General features: G+C 45.3%; 8 protein-coding genes. 4 read left to right on the top strand and 4 right to left on the bottom strand.

All coding sequences use genetic code 11. The features are described from left to right. Nucleotides 1–32: 32 nt before the first annotated feature. The 4 genes from BUB08_RS17930 to BUB08_RS17915 are packed head-to-tail and all read left to right on the top strand — an operon-like array spanning nt 33 to nt 4,008. The gene (locus tag BUB08_RS17930; protein WP_073003298.1) at nt 33–938 is read left to right on the top strand and encodes an ABC transporter ATP-binding protein; all 906 of its coding nucleotides are present in this window, start codon (nt 33–35) and stop codon (nt 936–938) included. A 33-nt stretch (nt 939–971) separates the two neighbouring features. Next, the gene (locus BUB08_RS17925; RefSeq protein WP_073003297.1) at nt 972–1,697 is read left to right on the top strand and encodes an ABC transporter ATP-binding protein; all 726 of its coding nucleotides are present in this window, start codon (nt 972–974) and stop codon (nt 1,695–1,697) included. A gap of 59 nt (nt 1,698–1,756) precedes the next feature. Beyond that, nucleotides 1,757–2,863 (top strand): ABC transporter permease, encoded by a 1,107-nt coding sequence (locus tag BUB08_RS17920; RefSeq protein WP_073003296.1) that lies wholly within the window; start codon nt 1,757–1,759, stop codon nt 2,861–2,863. Nucleotides 2,864–2,889: 26 nt separating this feature from the next. Beyond that, nucleotides 2,890–4,008: an ABC transporter permease gene (locus tag BUB08_RS17915; protein WP_073003295.1), complete on the top strand. Its 1,119-nt coding sequence runs from the start codon at nt 2,890–2,892 to the stop codon at nt 4,006–4,008. A 100-nt stretch (nt 4,009–4,108) separates the two neighbouring features. On the opposite strand, the gene BUB08_RS17910 is transcribed toward BUB08_RS17915, so the two are convergent. From BUB08_RS17910 to BUB08_RS17895, 4 genes are all read right to left on the bottom strand, one after another. Beyond that, entirely contained in the window at nt 4,109–5,890 is a 1,782-nt protein-coding gene (locus BUB08_RS17910; RefSeq protein ID WP_217651653.1) for an OmpA family protein, read from the bottom strand. Nucleotides 5,891–5,913: 23 nt separating this feature from the next. Further along, nucleotides 5,914–6,849 (bottom strand): PorP/SprF family type IX secretion system membrane protein, encoded by a 936-nt coding sequence (locus BUB08_RS17905; protein ID WP_175550042.1) that lies wholly within the window; start codon nt 6,847–6,849, stop codon nt 5,914–5,916. A gap of 30 nt (nt 6,850–6,879) precedes the next feature. Then, nucleotides 6,880–15,417 carry a DUF7507 domain-containing protein gene (locus BUB08_RS20280; protein ID WP_175550041.1) on the bottom strand — a complete coding sequence of 2,846 codons (8,538 nt, stop codon included), beginning with the start codon at nt 15,415–15,417 and terminating at the stop codon, nt 6,880–6,882. A gap of 505 nt (nt 15,418–15,922) precedes the next feature. After that, nucleotides 15,923–17,536, bottom strand: a complete 1,614-nt coding sequence (locus tag BUB08_RS17895) for a sulfatase family protein (RefSeq protein ID WP_073003291.1) — start codon at nt 17,534–17,536, stop codon at nt 15,923–15,925. Nucleotides 17,537–17,550 lie beyond the last annotated feature (14 nt).

The raw sequence follows: 17,550 nt of genomic DNA, 5'->3' as shown, positions 1-17,550 counted from the left end.
TTCTGATTCAGCAATCAGCAGTATCCGAAAAAATGATAGTTATTAAAAACATATCGAAATCCTATTCCGACACGCGGGCATTGAAAAACATTTCCCTGCGGGTAAACAGAGGAGAACTGTTTGGGCTGATTGGACCCGACGGAGCCGGAAAAACCTCTCTGATGCGAATACTCACAACGTTGATTCTGCCTGATTCGGGCAAGGCAAAAATGGACGGGCTGGATGTAGTTTCCGATTTCAAAAAAATACGACAAATAGTAGGTTACATGCCGGGGCGTTTTTCGTTGTACCAGGATTTGAGCGTGGAAGAGAACCTGAACTTTTTTGCCACTGTTTTTGGAACTACCGTGGAAGAAAACTACGATCTGATTCGCGACATTTATTACCAGATCGAACCATTCAAAACCCGGCGGGCAGGCAAGCTTTCCGGTGGAATGAAGCAGAAGCTGGCGCTTTCCTGTGCGCTCATCCACAAACCAAAAATACTGATACTGGATGAACCTACCACCGGCGTAGATGCAGTTTCGCGAAAGGAGTTCTGGGACATGCTAAAAAAGCTGCAAACAAAAGAAATTACCATTCTCGTTTCTACCCCGTATATGGATGAAGCCACGCTGTGCGACCGGGTAGCGCTCGTTCAAAACGGGCAAGTTCTGGATGTGGATTCGCCCACTCGTATTACTGAAAAGTTCCCGCGAAAAATCATCAGGGTGCGTTCCGACGAAACTTATCGGTTAATCAATGATTTGCGCGCTTACGAAAAAGCAGAGTCAGTTTTTGCTTTTGGCCAGTTCGTCCATTTTGTGGGAATCAATGACGAAGTTGAAACGTCGGAGCTGGATATGTACCTCGAAAAGCGAAATCACAAAAATATACTGGCAGAAGAAATTCAACCCGGAATTGAAGATGTGTTTATGAATATGCAAAGCAATATCTGAAAGCGATTCTGTACAAAAAACGAATACCAGACGATGGAAAACGATAAAATAATAACCGTACAAAATCTCGTTAAAAAATTCGGTTCGTTCACGGCCAACGATAACCTGACATTTGATGTTTACCGAGGCGAAATATTCGGTTTTTTGGGGGCAAACGGGGCAGGAAAAACAACAGCTCTCCGCATTTTGTGCGGCCTCTCCTCTCCCACTTCAGGCGAAGTAAAAGTAGCCGGGTTCGACATTTATCGCGAAACGGAAAAAATAAAAAAGAACATTGGTTACATGAGCCAGAAATTTTCGCTGTACGAAGATCTAACGGTTTCCGAGAACATTCAGTTTTACGCCGGCATTTACGGAATTTCTCCTAAAAAACGAAAAGAAAAAGAAGCTCTGCTGCTTCAAAAGCTGGAAATGACCGGTGCCCGGCACAAACTAATTGCAGGGCTGCCGCTGGGATGGAAACAGAAACTGGCCTTTTCAGTTGCCGTTTTTCACGACCCAAAAATCGTTTTTCTGGACGAGCCCACGGGCGGAGTAGATCCTGTTACCAGGCGCAAATTTTGGGATCTGATTTACGAAGTTGCCAGCAACGGAATTACCGTATTTGTTACCACCCATTACATGGATGAAGCCGAATACTGCGACCGCGTTTCCATAATGGACGCCGGAAAAATTGAAGCGCTCGACTCGCCGGCAAACCTAAAAAAAACGTACAATGCAAAAAACATGGACGAGGTATTTATTCAAATAGCCAGGTAGTTTGCAACAATGCTGCACATTCAAAAAAAGCAGGCCATGGAAAAAACAAAAAGGGAAAGATGAAACAACTGAAATCATTCATAAAAAAGGAATTCTACCATATTTTTCGCGATCCGCGGACAATGCTGATTCTTTTTGGAATTCCCATTGCGCAACTGCTGATTTTTGGCACAGTAATAAAAAGTGAAATCAAAGATGTGCACATCGCCATTTTCGACCAGGCAAAAGACGAAACCACGATGCAAATCACCAACAAACTTTTGTCATCGGGCTATTTTATTCTGGACGAAAATCTTTCGAACACGGCAGGCATTGAAGATATTTTCAGAAAAGGGAAAGTTAAAGAAGTAGTGGTGTTTGAAAACAATTTCGAAGAAAAACTTACCCGCGAAGGCACTGCTGCGGTGCAACTGATTGCCGACGCTTCGGACCCCAACATGGCGCGGCTGGTTACTTCATACACCACCGGAATTATAAACGACTACATACGAAAACTTAATCCGAACCTGCAAATACCGTTACAAATTGAACCACAGGTACGCATGTATTTTAACGAAGAAATGAAAAGCGCTTACCTGTTTGTACCGGGCACCATGGCTCTTATTCTAATGCTGATTTCCGCCATGATGACCTCCATTTCCATCACCCGCGAAAAAGAACTGGGCACCATGGAAATTTTGCTGGTTTCGCCATTGCGGCCGTCGCAAATAATTATCGGCAAAGTGCTTCCCTACCTAATGCTTTCCGTCATCAACGCGTTTGTAATTGTGTTGATTGGGCACTTCGTTTTTGGCGTGCCGGTTACCGGAAGTTTCATTTTGTTGATGCTAGAAACAATACTGTTTATTCTGATGGCGCTCTGTTTGGGAATTCTAATTTCCACCGTGGCAAAAAGCCAGATGGTGGCCATGTTTATTTCGATGGTTGCCCTCATGTTACCCACCATCATTTTGTCGGGTTTTATTTTTCCCATCGAAAATATGCCAAAAGTGTTACAGTTGCTCAGCCACATTATGCCGGCCCGCTGGTTTATCGCTATTATTCGCGGCATTATGCTAAAAGGAACCGGGTTGCTTTTTGTTTGGAAAGAAACATTGATTCTGGTGGGAATGACACTGATTTTTATTGCAGTAAGCGTAAAGAAGTTTAAAATACGATTGGAGTAAAAAAGCGAACGAAGTAACCACTGAAAATGAAAACAATTCTCTACATATTACAAAAAGAGTTCCGGCAGATTTTCCGAAACCGCACCATGCTTCCCATGATTTTCGGGGTTCCGCTGGTACAAATGCTGATTTTGGTTTTTGCTGCCACGTTCGACATGAAAAAAATTGACATGGTGGTGGTCGATAAAGATCTGTCAACCACCTCCCGCCAGTTGGTAGCAAAATTCGACGGAATTCCATTTTACCACGTTTCGCAGGCGGTTATGGACGAAAAGCAGGCAGAAGCTCTTCTTCTTAATGGCGAATCTGACATTGCACTGGTTATCCCGGCAAATTTCGAACGCAACCTCATCCGTAACAACAACGGGCAACTTCAGTTGCTAATAGACGCCGTCGACGGGAACAGCGCGCAACTGATTTACGCCTATTCAGGACAAATTATTTCCTCGTTCAATAAAAACCTGATTGCCCACTGGAAAGGCATTCCTGAATTTGCTCCGCCAACACAGGTAAAAATTTCGGAAACCTACTGGTACAACAACGAGCTGGATTACAAATGGTACATGGCACCGGGCATTTTGGCTATTTTGGTGACCATAATCGGGATGTTTATGTCGGGAATGAATTTGGTACGCGAAAAAGAAATCGGCACCATCGAACAACTTAATGTTACGCCGGTAAAAAAATACCAGTTCATTATCGGCAAACTGGTTCCATTTTGGGTGATTGCGCTTTTCGACCTTGCATTCGGACTGCTTATTGCCTGGCTCGTTTTCGATTTGCCCATTGTTGGCAGCCTTTGGTTGCTTTTCGGCTTTGCAGGAGTTTACCTCATTGGGGTACTCGGACTGGGGCTATTTATTTCAACCGTTACCGACACCCAGCAGCAGGTAATGTTTGTGAGTTTCTTTTTTATGATGATTTTTATTCTGATGGGAGGAATTTTTACACCGGTTGAAAGTATGCCACACTGGGCGCAGATTGCCGATCGTATTAACCCGATTTTCTATTTCATGAAAATTCTGCGGATGATTATTTTAAAAGGTTCAGGTTTTTCCGATCTGCTGAGCGAGTTTTTGGCGCTCTGTGTTTTAGGCGTTGTTTTTTTAAGTCTGGCCATCTGGCGTTACCGCAAAACAATATAGAAAAACCTGATTAATATAAATTGCCGGGCGGATTACTTTTCGGGAAATAATTAAATCAACTTTACAGCTGTTTTGTCCGCTTCACTTTAACGCACGCCAATTAGTATTTCAAAATAACAAATTCTGTCCGCCGATTCACCAGGTGCTGCTTTTCGGTACAAATAACGCCATTGGCACAATGGTTTAACAAACGTGTTTCGCCATAACCTTTCGCAACAATACGCTCTTTGGCAATCCCTTTCTGAACGAGGTATTCTGCCACCGAATCGGCACGTTTCTGGCTTAGCCACATGTTGTACTGGTCTTCCATTCTGCTGTCGGTATGCGCACTGATTTCAATTCTCAAAGTCGGATTGTCTTCCATCAGTTTCACCAGTTGATCCAGTTCCGGCTCCGAGCGCGGCATTAACCGCCACATATCGATGTAATAATCGATTGATTTCATCAGAAATTTTCGTCCAATTTCCTTCTTAAAAAGCCGGACAGTATCTGTTGTTTCAGTGCCCGATACAAACCGCCCGGGATCCAGGTTGAAGGTATCGTCAAAATATCCGGCTTTGCTTACCTGCACCCGGCAATCGAAAATACTATCGAATTTTATATTGATTTCACCCGCAGCATCAGATCTCCACTGCATTTCGCCACAACTCATTTGCGCATCATCCAGCGCATTTCCACTCTCAAAATCAGTAACAGTAAGCTGATAACTAATTATCCTTTTTAACCGCAACTCAACAAATTCGTTTCCCGAAGCAGACACCAGTTCCGACTCAGAACCTTCTTTATCAGCACGAATCTGATAGCAGCCTCCTCTGGGTACCTCAAATTCAAAATTCCCGAAATACCCGGAAAGGACCGATTTTATTTGATTTCCGTCGCAATCTTCCAGGTAAACGATTGCATCCTGAACCGCCTCTTCGTTATGATCGGCAATAACTTTTCCCCGGATATTTTCCATGGACCGAAAGAACTCCACAAGAAAAATATCGTCCTTTTTCCAGCTGTACCGATTGGAAGAAAAATATCCAAATTTCCCGGAAGGATGGATGGCCAAGCCAAAATCGTCGTCAGATGAATTTATCTTTTCACCCAGGTTAGCCGGCTCATTTTCACTTAAAAATATGGTATGATAAATATCCAGCCGTCCGTAGTTTGTCAGCCTCCCGTCCGAAGAAAAAAGCAACATCCCATCGGGGCCAAATGTCGGGAACATCTCATTCCCTGGGGTATTGATTTTATCACCCAAATTCACAGGCGTACTCCACTGCCCCTCTTTTCGGACTGACATGTACAGATCTGAATTTCCAAATCCACCATCCATGTCGCTCGAAAAAACCAGGGTATCGCCGCTCTGGTTTATTGCCGGATGCGCCAGATTATAGTCGTGGCTGTTAAACGGAAAATCAAAAGTAACCACCCACTCCCCGTCAATCTTTTTCATTATTCTCAACCCCAGTGTTACCGCCCTCTGCTTTGCAGATCGGCGCCGGGAGCCAATCGAAATATCACTCATTGTAACGAACATCTCGCCTGTTTTTTTGCACCACGCGGCAGGCCCTTCATGATACAAATTCCCAAATCCGGGAACCAGTTGACGCTCTGTTACAGGATTTCCCTTTTCATCAATTTCGGAACGATAAATATCGTAAAACAGGGCATTTTGCTCCTGCCGTTGCGCATCTCCGATAAACTCGTCTCTTATCGACGAAAAGAACAATTCGTTGTCCACAAAAAAAGGTGAAATATCACTTTCATTTGTATTAACCGACGCTAACGGTGTAATTCGAAAATCGAGATAATCGAAAAAATTCGAAGTCTGACTTTTCAAAATGTGCGGGAGTCCAATAAAAAGTAAAAATATCGTTGCTGAAATCCTAATCATATCGTATTCCTTTGACTTATTGGCTAAAACATTCTTGGATTGATCCATTTTCGACGAGACGGCAATTCGTAAGAAACCATTACTTCATGCGTTGCATTGGTGAACGATTTCAAGGGTGTTATGGAATAGTCGAATGCGTATCCAATCCTCAACTGGTTTTCGAAAATCCACTGCCCGATAAACCCGAAAGAATCACCTGTTCTGTAGTTTGCGCCCAGCCATACTTTTTCTCCGAGCAAAAAATTTGCGGTTAAATCTACCACAGAAGAGGCGCCCCAAACAGACCTTGCCAAAAAGGTTGGCTTAAATTTAAGGTTCTCTGCCAAGTCGAAAACGTAGCCGCCAATTAAAAAGAAATGGCGCAATTCAGCCCAGGTTGACATTTCGGAAGAGCTATTCTTAAAATCGGTTTTCAAAATTTTGGGAGACGAAATTCCGAGGTAATATTTCTCGTTATGAAGAAATGCCCCCACACCAAAATTAGGCATAAACCTGGTTTCTATGTCAGTCATAAAAACAGGATCCTCCGGATCCCCCGGATACCCCGTGTAGCCGGTAAAATTATTGGTGTACGCGGTTACTCCGCCTTTAATTCCCAAACGAAGGTCGGTAACGCCGGTGAGTCTTATCCGGTAAGAGTAATCGATGTCTGCGCCCATTCGTTTCTCCAGGCCAATTTTATCGGCAATAATATTCATACCCAGCGCAAAATTCTGAAATTTCACCGGCGTTTGAAAAGAAAAAGTATACGTTTGGGGTGCGCCTGACATGCCAACCCACTGGTGACGACCGATTACCATAAAACCGGTATTCTTCCAGGTTCCGGCATAGGCAGGATTAAAAGTCTGAATATTAAAATTATATTGAGTAAACGTGGGTTCCTGCTGCGCTTCAGCCTTAAATACCATAAACAAGAGAAGGAACAACACGCCCCGGTTCAGTCTAATTCTATATCTCATTATATCAGTTGTTTTCATCTTATTCAGTAGTTATCGGTTCAGGAATAAATAACCATTCAGCGGCTTGCTGCCATCTTTTAAATCGAGAATATAGAAATAGGTACCGGTTGGCATTTTTTCGTTTCCAAAGGTTAGTTTCTGGGTAGAGTAGCCATCCCACCAGGCATCGGTAGAGCCGTGAATATCTGTATTTCCGAAGTTGTCTTTTTCGAATACACGGTTTCCCCACCGGTTAAAAATTTCAATCCGCGCATTGGGGTACCGTTCCAAACATTTTATTCTCCAGGTATCCTGAATTCCGTCATCATTCGGAGAAAACCCGGTGGGAATAACAAGGTCGCACTGCTCAACAGAAACAGTAACCGAAAAAGAAGCGTCCACCTGGCTTCCACCTGATGTGTATGCGACAACAGTAGCCTCGTTATCAAAGTGCCCTTCGGATTCGTCTGCCGCCTGAACGACGTAACTGGTGGTAAAATTCAATAAGCCGCCCGGCTCAAGTGTTGGTGTTTCCTGTTCAAAACCGGTTAACGGATCTTCAACCAAAACATTGTACAATGTGACGTTTCCGGTGTTGGTTACCGAGATATTAAAACTGACTTCCTCGTTGAAAGCAACTTTCTCGGCATAGAGAACAGCCTCTTTTTCAATATAGACCGAAGGCTGCTGAACAATCGGGGTGACAGTTGGCTCGTCATTCTCCATATCATTTCCGGAGATATCCTCAACGGACTCCCCTTTTGCATTGAGCCCGCGCACCTTTGCAGTGTTAGTTACGCCACCTTCGTCGATGTCACTCTGCAAAATTTTATAAACAACACTGGCAATTCCTTTTGCCCCCGGAGTTAATGTTGCAGGCGTTACCGGCAGTTCTGCCACACCAATCCGCTCATCGCTTACGGCTAAATCGGAAACCGTTATTTCACCGGTATTTGTTACTTCAAACGTGTATTTTATGGTTCCGCCGGCAGAATTGTATTCGTCTGTTTTTACCAGCGCCACCGAAGTAGTAAGCACCGACTCGTCGTAGGAAACAGAAACAGTTGCCTCATCGCACAATCCGGGGCTGGCTTTGCTGCATAACCGGTAAGTCAGCGGAGTAGGATTGGCATAAAAATTATTGTTGGGCATAAACGTTAAAACGCCGGTTGCCTGATTCAAACTCCAGGTGCCCTCACCCTGAACTACCAATTCCGCCTGCACCCCGGCACTTGCTATATCGATATCCACCGTTACTGATTCCGGCAGCGCAGGAGAACCGTCGCTCAGTTTATCATTTGTCAGAATATTCAAAGCAACCGCACTTCCGGGAGTATTCTCCTCGCTACTGTCGTCTTCTGCAACCGGTGGTTCCTCTGAATAACCGGCAACAATGGTGGCAGTGTCGCTCAATCCGCTCAGATTTTCGATGAGCAAATAAACTATCGGAGTCGGGTTAGAAACAAATCCGGCAACGGGAACAAATGTAACAAGCCCCGTTTGAGGATTGTATTGCCAAGTTCCTTCTCCGGACACAACCAATTCCGTCTGAATTCCATCCGTTGTAACGTCAAGATCAACAGTAACCAATCCGCGCAAAGCGTTAGTACCGTCGCTTAACTTGTCGTTACTTAAAATGGCAATGCTGGCCGTCGCTCCGGGTTTGTTTCCCAAACTGCTGTCGTCTGCAGCAACCGGAGCTGTTTCTTCATACAAAACGGTAACCGTTCCGGTACTACTCAACCCCGTCAGGTTTTCGATAAGAATATATTCCAGAGGCGACGGAGAAACGGTAAAGCCCTCTGCCGGAGCAAAAGAAAGAACTCCTGTTCCTGCATTAAAGTTCCATGTTCCCTCTCCCTCAATAACAACATTTGATTGTATTCCATCGGTTTCAGCATCTATATCAACGGATACAAAACTCATTGAAGCAGAGGTGCCGTCGCTAAGTTTATCGTTAGCCAGTATATTTACACTCACAACGTCGCCAGGTTCGTTTCCGGAGCTACTGTCGTCCGTTGCCAACGGCGGTTCTTCGTCATATCCGATGGTAACAATTCCATCGTCGCTCAGCCCGGTAAAGTTTTCCTTCAGCAAATAAGTTAATGGCGAAGGATCTGTTGTAAAACCGGGGTTGGGGGTGAAAGTAACAAAACCGGTCTGTGGATTGTATGTCCAGCGCCCCTCGCCGGCAACAACCAGTTCATTCTGAGTGCCGGCCACCGATGCATTAATATCAACAGAAACCAAAGGAATTGACACCGGCGTTCCGTCGCTCAAACGGTCGTTTGCCAGAATATTTATGCTCACTGCATCTCCCGGCTTGTTTCCCGCGCTGTTGTCGTTAATGGCAAACGGCTCACCCTTATTGAACTGAACTGTAATGGTGGCATTATTGCTCCGACCGGTCAGCTTTTCCGTTAAAATATAGATAATTGGTGTAGGATCCGCAGTAAAACCGGCATCAGGATTAAAAGTTACTTCGCCGGTAGCAACATTGTACGACCAAACCCCTTCGCCGGCGACAGTTCTCTCGGTTTGGCGTCCGCTCACGGTGTTGTTCAAATCCACGTCAACCAGTCCCGGATTGGCAGAACTGTTATCGTGCAGTTTATCATTTCCCAGAATATTTATAACTACATTATTTCCAGTAATATTATCAGAACTGAGATCGTTGACGGCCGTGGGAGGCCCAAGTGCGTAAACAATTTTGGTGTCGGAAGCATTCTGCGAAGAACCGTCCGGTGCTTTCGCCGAAACCGTTACCGTGTTTGTTACACTTCCGGCAGCATAATCGGCAGATTTCACAAAATAGCTTTTTGTGTACGTGGCTTTTTGTCCCGGCACTAAAGTTCCCATTGATTCTGTAAGACTAATTAGCGCATCATTTATCGCGATTTCGGAAAGCGTTACGTTTCCTGCATTTTCAACTTCAATAGTATACGAAATTTCAGAATTAATATTGGCAAAAGTTGCAGGAGTGGCTTTTTTAACGACAGCCAGCGCCGGATTCTGAACGGCAGGAATCGTCTTTTCACCATCTGCATCGACTGCCTCTGCACCAGGCGACAATCCCGAAGCCGTTGCGGTATTTGTCAGGTTTCCGTTGTCCAAATCAAGCTGAGAAACAGAATATGCCTCGGTAAAGGTTTTTGATTCGCCCGGCGCAAGAGTGGAAATCTGTGTACTCAACTCCACCAGCGGATCGGTCAGTAATATATCGGTAACGGTTACATTTCCAATATTTTTCACGGGAATATCATAAACGACACTTTCGCCCGGAGAACTGTAACTTTCCAACGAAGCATCTTTTGTAACCTGCAGTGCCGGCTGCTGAACCGCCAATATTGTTAACTCATCGGAGGCACTAACATCACCACTCTGAGGACTAAAACCGGCGGCACTGGCCGTATTGCTCACACTCCCCAAATTCAGGTCGGCCTGCGTAATATTATAATTTTCGGAATAAGTTTGTTTGGCGCCGGGCGACAGACTCGCAATCGTAGTACTTAACCCGGTAAGCGGATCGGTTACTGAAATATTTGAGACAGTTACATTGCCCGTATTTTCAACGCCGATTGTGTAGGTTATTTGCTGGCCAACTGCGTTGTATGTAGTTGGAGCGGCGGCTTTGGAAACTGTTAACGCGGGATTCTGGCTTCCCGAAATGGTTTCGGTAGCGCTATCGGATATCGTTTCGTTGTCCGGGCTTTTTCCCGAAGCGGTGGCCGTATTTGCAACACTTCCTGTATTCAAATCATTTTGCGTAATGGAGTAGTTTTCGGTGTAGGTTTGCTTTGCTCCCGGCGCCAGACTGGCAATTGTGGTGCTCAACCCGGTTAAAGCGTCAACGACTGATATGTTTGAAATCGACACATTTCCAGAATTTTCAACCTCAATCGTATAATCTATCTGCTGACCAACCGTACTGTATGTTTGCGGAGAAGCCGATTTAGAAACAGTCAGCCCGGGTTCCTGACTTGCCGAAATAGTTCTTGTCGCACTTCCGGTTATGGTTTCGTCATCCGGACTTTTTCCCGACGCACTTGCAGTATTTGCCACACTTCCGGAATTCAAATCGTTTTGCGTAATAAAATAGTTTTCCGTGTAGGTTTGTTTTGCACCCGGCGCCAGACTTGCGATTGTTGTATTCAATCCGGTTAGCGGGTCAGATACCAAAACATTCGAAAGCGTGACATTACCAGAGTTTGTCACCTCAATGGTGTAAATTATCTCCTCTCCCGACGAAGTGTATGACGAAGGCGTTGCATTTTTCACTACCGTCAGGCCCGGTTCCTGGCTTGCCGAAATAGTTTCGGTAGCGGTTCCGGTTATGGTTTCGCTGGCGGGACTTGTTCCCGATGCATTTGCAGTGTTGGCAACACTACCTAAATTTAAGTCGTTCTGGGTAATGGTGTAATTTTCAGTGTAGGTTTGTTTTGCGCCCGGCACCAGACTTACTATTGTTGTATTCAATCCGGTAAGCGGGTCGGTTACTGAAATACCAGAAAGAGTAACATTACCTGTATTTTCCACTTCAATAGTATAAGTAATTTCCTGGCCCACCACGCTAAATGTTGAAGGCACTGCATTCTTTGTTATGGTTAAGCCAGGTTGCTGGTCGGCGGTCACGGTTTCAGAATCAGATGCGTTTACCGTACTATTGTCGGGAGCACTACCGGAGGCACTGGCGGTGTTGGTCACGCTGCCCGTGTTCAAATCCGGCTGTGTTACCGTATATTTTTCAGTATAGGTTTCCGTTGCTCCTGCGGCAAAAGCAGGGATGGTGGTATTCAATCCCGTTAGCGGATCGGTTACTGAAACATCAGAAAGAGTTACATTTCCGGTATTCGTAACCTGAATGGAATAAGTTATCTCCTGCCCGGATTGATCATAAACCGATGGCGTTGCATCTTTTGTTATTGCTAATCCGGGTTGCTGAATTGCCGTGATTGTTTCAGTATCAGAAGCCGTCACCGTTGCGTTATCAGGAGCTGTTCCCGAAGCGTTGGCAGTATTTGCCAAACTCCCCGAATTCAAATCTGCAGCGGTGACATTGTAAGTTTCCGTAAAACTCTGCGTTGCTCCCGGAACAAGGCTGGCAATTGTGGTATTTAGTCCCGTTAACGCATCAGTTACAGCAATACCAGAAATGGTTACATTACCTGTATTTTCTACTTCTACGGTATAAGTTATCTGCTGCCCTATCGAGCTAAAAGTTGCAGGAGTTGCACTTTCTGTAACAGTCAATTCCGGTAGCTGAATAGCAGTGACAACTTCATTATCAGACGCAGTGACCGTTTCATTATATGGATCCTTTCCTGAAGCGCTGGCAATGTTGGTAACACTCCCGGAATTCAAATCGGCCTGGGTAATATGATAAGTTGTTGTTTGGGTCTGTGTTACATCCGGCGCCAAACTGGAAATTGAGGAATTCAGCCCGGTTAACGGATCTGTTACGGTAATTCCGGAGATGGTCAGATTCCCTGTATTCTTAACAATAATAGTATATGTAATCAACTCCCCCACTGAACTGTAGGTCGAAGGAGCGGCACTCTTTGAAACCACCAGTCCGGCTTGCTGGCTTGCCGTGATGGTTTCGGTAGCAGAAGCATTTATTGTAGAATTATCGGGAGCTGTTCCCGAAACACTTGCGGTATTAACTACGCTGCCCGAATTTATATCTCCCTGAGTGATGTTGTAGGCCGTGTTGTAAGGTTGCTTTGCTCCCGGAGCAAGACTACTTATTGTTGTGTTCAGTCCGGTTAACGGGTCTGTTACCGAAACACCGGTCAGCGTTACATTTCCGGCATTTTCCACCTCAATGGTATAATTTATCGCCTCGCCCACAGAACTATAAGTAGCAACAGAAGCTGTTTTAGAAAGAGAAAGTTCGGGCTGCTGATTTACCACGGTAGTTGCACTGTCCCCAGCCGGGTCGGTCTGATCAGTATCAACTGACGCAACATTCACCAAATCTGTCCCTGCGTCGATGTCGCCCTGCGTCACTTCATAATCTGCACTGTAAATCCACGTCTCGCCCACATCAAGAACTGAGTTGGAATTGGTGTCGCCGCTAATAAGTGTGGCTCCTCCTGCAAAAACATCGGTTACGACAACATTCGTCAAACCTACATTTCCCACATTTTCTACTTCTATTGTGTAAGAAATCGTTTCGCCGGCGGAACTGACACTCGTTTTATCGGTATCCTTGGTAATAGTAAGGGCTGGTCCCTGGCTAATGCTCGTAGTTGCACTATTCTCAGCCGGGTCGGTCTGGTCAGTATCAACTGACGCTACATTCACCAAATCTGTCCCTGCGTCTATGTCGCCCTGCGTCACTTCATAATCTGCATTGTAAATCCACGTCTCGCCCACATCAAGAACTGAGTTGGAATTGGTGTCGCCGCTAATAAGTGTGGCTCCTCCTGCAAAAACGTCGGTTACGACAACATTTGTCAAACCTACATTTCCCACATTTTCTACTTCTATTGTGTAAGTAATCGTTTCGCCGGCGGAACTGACACTCGTTTTATCCGAATCCTTCGTAATCGAAAGGGCTGGTCCCTGGCTAATGCTCGTAGTTGCACTATCCTCAGCCGGGTCGGTTTGGTCAGTATCAACTGACGCTACATTCACCAAATCTGTCCCTGCGTCTATGTCGCCCTGCGTCACTTCATAATCTGCATTGTAAATCCACGTCTCGCCCACATCAAGAACTGAGTTGGAATTGGTGTCGCCGCTAATAAGTGTGGCTCCTCCTGCAAAAACGTCGGTTACGACAACATTTGTCAAACCTACATTTCCCACATTTTCTACTTCTATTGTGTAAGTAATCGTTTCGCCGGCGGAACTGACACTCGTTTTATCGGTATCCTTGGTAATCGAAAGGGCTGGTCCCTGGCTGATGCCCGTAGTTGCACTGTCCTCAGCCGGGTCGGTCTGGTCAGTATCAACTGACGCTACATTCACCAAATCTGTCCCTGCGTCTATGTCGCCCTGCGTCACTTCATAATCTGCACTGTAAATCCACGTCTCGCCCACATCAAGAACTGAGTTGGAATTGGTGTCGCCGCTAATAAGTATGGCTCCTCCTGCAAAAACATCGGTTACGACAACATTCGTCAAACCTACATTTCCCACATTTTCTACTTCTATTGTGTAAGTAATCGTTTCGCCGGCGGAACTGACACTCGTTTTATCGGGCGTCACATCAATCGTTACTGACGGCAATTGATTTATAGAAACAGTAACATCATCTGTAAATGTCGCTCCTTCTGTTGTAGTAACTGTCGCCTGATTTTCGATATCAGCGCCGGAATTTATATCTGCCTGTGTTACCTGATAGGTGGCAGTGCCGCTGGTCGTTCCGGCAGGAGCCAGTTGGGTCTCATCAAGTGCAACTGCACCCAACTGGTCGTCGGTTACTGAGATGCCCGTTAAAGTTACATTTCCGGTATTGGTAACAGTGTACGTGTAAGTAATCGTTTCGCCGGAGGAACTGACACTCGTTTTATCGGGCGTCACATCAATCGTTACTGACGGCAATTGATTTATAGAAACAGTAACATCATCTGTAAATGTTGCTCCTTCTGTTGTGGTGACTGTCACCTGATTTTCAATATCTGCTCCGGAGTCCATATCCGCCTGTGTTACCTGGTAGGTGGCAGTGCCGCTGGTCGTTCCGGCAGGAGCCAGTTGGGTCTCATCAAGTGCAACTGCACCCAACTGGTCGTCGATTACTGAGATGCCTGTTAAAGTTACATTTCCGGTATTGGTAACAGTGTACGTATAAGTTATGGTTTCGCCGGCGGAACTGACACTCGTTTTATCGGGCGTCACATCAATCGTTACTGACGGCAATTGATTAATAGAAACAGTAACATCATCTGTAAATGTTGCTCCTTCTGTTGTGGTAACTGTGGCCTGATTTACGATATCTGCTCCGGAGTCCATATCTGCCTGTGTTACCTGATAGGTGGCAGTGCCACTAGTCGTTCCGGTAGGTGCTAGTTGGGTCTCATCAAGCGTAACAGCGCCCAACTGGTCGTCGGTTACTGAGATGCCCGTTAAAGTTACATTTCCGGTATTGGTAACAGTGTACGTGTAAGTAATCGTTTCGCCGGAGGAACTGACACTCGTTTTATCGGGCGTCACATCAATCGTTACTGACGGCAATTGATTTATCGAAACAGTAACATCATCTGTAAATGTCGCTCCTTCTGTTGTGGTAACTGTGGCCTGATTTACGATATCGGCTCCGGAGTCCATATCCGCCTGTGTTATCTGGTAGGTGGCAGTGCCGCTTGTCGTTCCGGCAGGAGCCAGTTGAGTCTCATCAAGTGTAACTGCGCCCAACTGGTCGTCGATTACTGAGATGCCTGTCAATTCCTCATCTCCCTCATTGGTAACAGTGTATGTATAAGTTATCGTTACCCCGGCCGACGACACGCTGGATTCTGAAGGACTAATCTGAAGAGTTACTGCTGCCGCACCTCCAAAACTTTCAGTAAAATTGCGGGGGTACGAATTTGCCAGAGAAATTAGTGTGGTTGCAAAGAACACGAGGATTACCAACAATAGTTTCATTGCGTTTATATTTTTAAAGTACTTACATGGGGAAATCTTCCTGATGGGAAAAACAGAATGGGAGCTTGCTTCAAATTTCAAAATAAAATCCCTGAACAAATGCACTCTCATAAATCAGATATTAGTCTATTTCGTGTTTAAATACCATTTAAACCCTTTTTTGTTTACTAATTGAAAGAAGATATTTTGTTTTCTTCGTTAGAATTGATTCACCTCCACCAAATCCACATAAAAAATACTAAGATTTTCTTTGCCGAACAATCATTTTGAACCCGAATATCATTTTCCGGCAATTTATTTTGTATTGGTAAATATTTCAATATGTGATTGCTACAGACAAGAAACCGTTCAAGATAATTTTACGAACCGACAAAAAAACACCTGCATAATTTTTCATTTTATTCCCGTTACCGCCGCAAAAGACCAGTGGCAGAAAAATCCACGCATCTGAGCGGTTCAGCAGCCAGAGCTCCATCAAAAATAATTTATCTCCACACAAACACTTTTATCTGGGCTTGGGAAACTCCCTCATCGGGCTGTATCGAATATACGAATCAAACACTTCTTTGTCGGGACCGACAACCCTCGGGTCTCCCGACTTTTTCAATTCTGAAATCAATGTCTGTTTCAACTCTTCCTCAACCAGTGCAAACGCAGGCATTCCGGCCAGGTTATGCAAATTGTACGGATCATCCTTTATGTTGAAAAGCTCAAATTCGGGGCGTTTGGCATGGGCCAGTTCAAACCAGGGATGGACATATCCATCCTGCCAGTTTTCAATAATAAAGGATTTTGTTGGCGCGGCGTCGATATCGGTAAAAGCCCATTCAGAATGATGAATCCCGTTGCCGTCAATTCCAAACATCGGAAGAAGCTCATTTTCCGTTCCCGGTTTTATGCGCTGAGGAGCTCCGGCCGGCCAGCGATCAGGTTTCATGTTCCAAATCAGCAAATATTCGTGACTGCGAATGGCACGCTGCGGATACCCCCAGTTCAAATAACGCGAAGACGAATGCCGTTCACGCCCCGCAAAAACATACTTTTTCGACGCATCAACTACGCCTTCCTGTTTCGATTTTAAAATATTCAGCACACTTTTTCCTGAAATTGGCAACATTCCGTCAGTTCCTGTTTCGGTAATTTCTAAAATGGTTGGCGCCAGGTCTGCAAAGCTCAGCAAATCATTCACTACCCGGCCACCCGGAAATGCTTTGGGATAACGTACTGCAAAGGGCACGTGAATGCCGTACTCGTAACAGTTGGCTTTTACGCGGGGAAAAGGCATTCCGTTGTCGGAAGTAACCATTACAATTGTGTTTTCCAGTTCGCCTGTGCTCTCCAGGTACTCCAACATCCGTTGCAAATGCAGGTCAAACCATTCAATCTCCACAGCGTAATCGAGCATGTCACCCCTCACCACCGAATCATCGGGGAAAAACCCGGGCACATTCACGTCCTCCAGCTTTTTATCCGTCCTTTTCCATGCATCCTGTTCGTACGCACGGTGGGGCTCCTGTGCTCCATACCAGAAGAAAAACGGCTTGTCGCCACGCACGTTTTCCATAAAATATTTAAAATTCTCGAAATAGTTGACGTTACTGATAAACCTGGCCGGGCGCTCATCGCCATCAGTATTTTCGTTGTAACGCATGTCGCTGTGTGTAATACCGGCAGCATCGGTTGCACGCCACAGCGAATCATTTTTATCCTGCGCATAGCGAAAAGGAGAAACTCCTTTGCCGGTTCTTCCGGTGACATAACCGTTGGCATCGAGTAAATCGACAAACGGAATGTATTTTTTCATCCACGAAGAAGCGTGCTGCCCCGACTGTTCGTTTTGCCAGTGATAGCGCCCTGTAACAATTGTGCTGCGCGAAGGCGCACACCCCGGAGAACCGGCCATGCAACTGGTGAAATAAATGCCCTCTTTTGCAACACGATCGAAAGCCGGTGTATTTACAAATTTTGCCCCTGCAAAACTGGTATGTGCGAACGACTGGTCGTCGCTAATGGCAAACAAAATATTTGGCCGCTGAGTTGGCTCGGCTTTTCTATCTGAGTTACATCCGGGTAGGCTAAAAAGTACAATGGCAACAATCAAAAAAAATGCATTCTTCATAAGTTGAATTATTT

Source organism: Mariniphaga anaerophila (assembly GCF_900129025.1).
Lineage (GTDB): Bacteria > Bacteroidota > Bacteroidia > Bacteroidales > Prolixibacteraceae > Mariniphaga > Mariniphaga anaerophila.
Note: the sequence above shows the minus strand (reverse complement) of the source record. Positions and strands in the feature narration are given on the sequence as shown.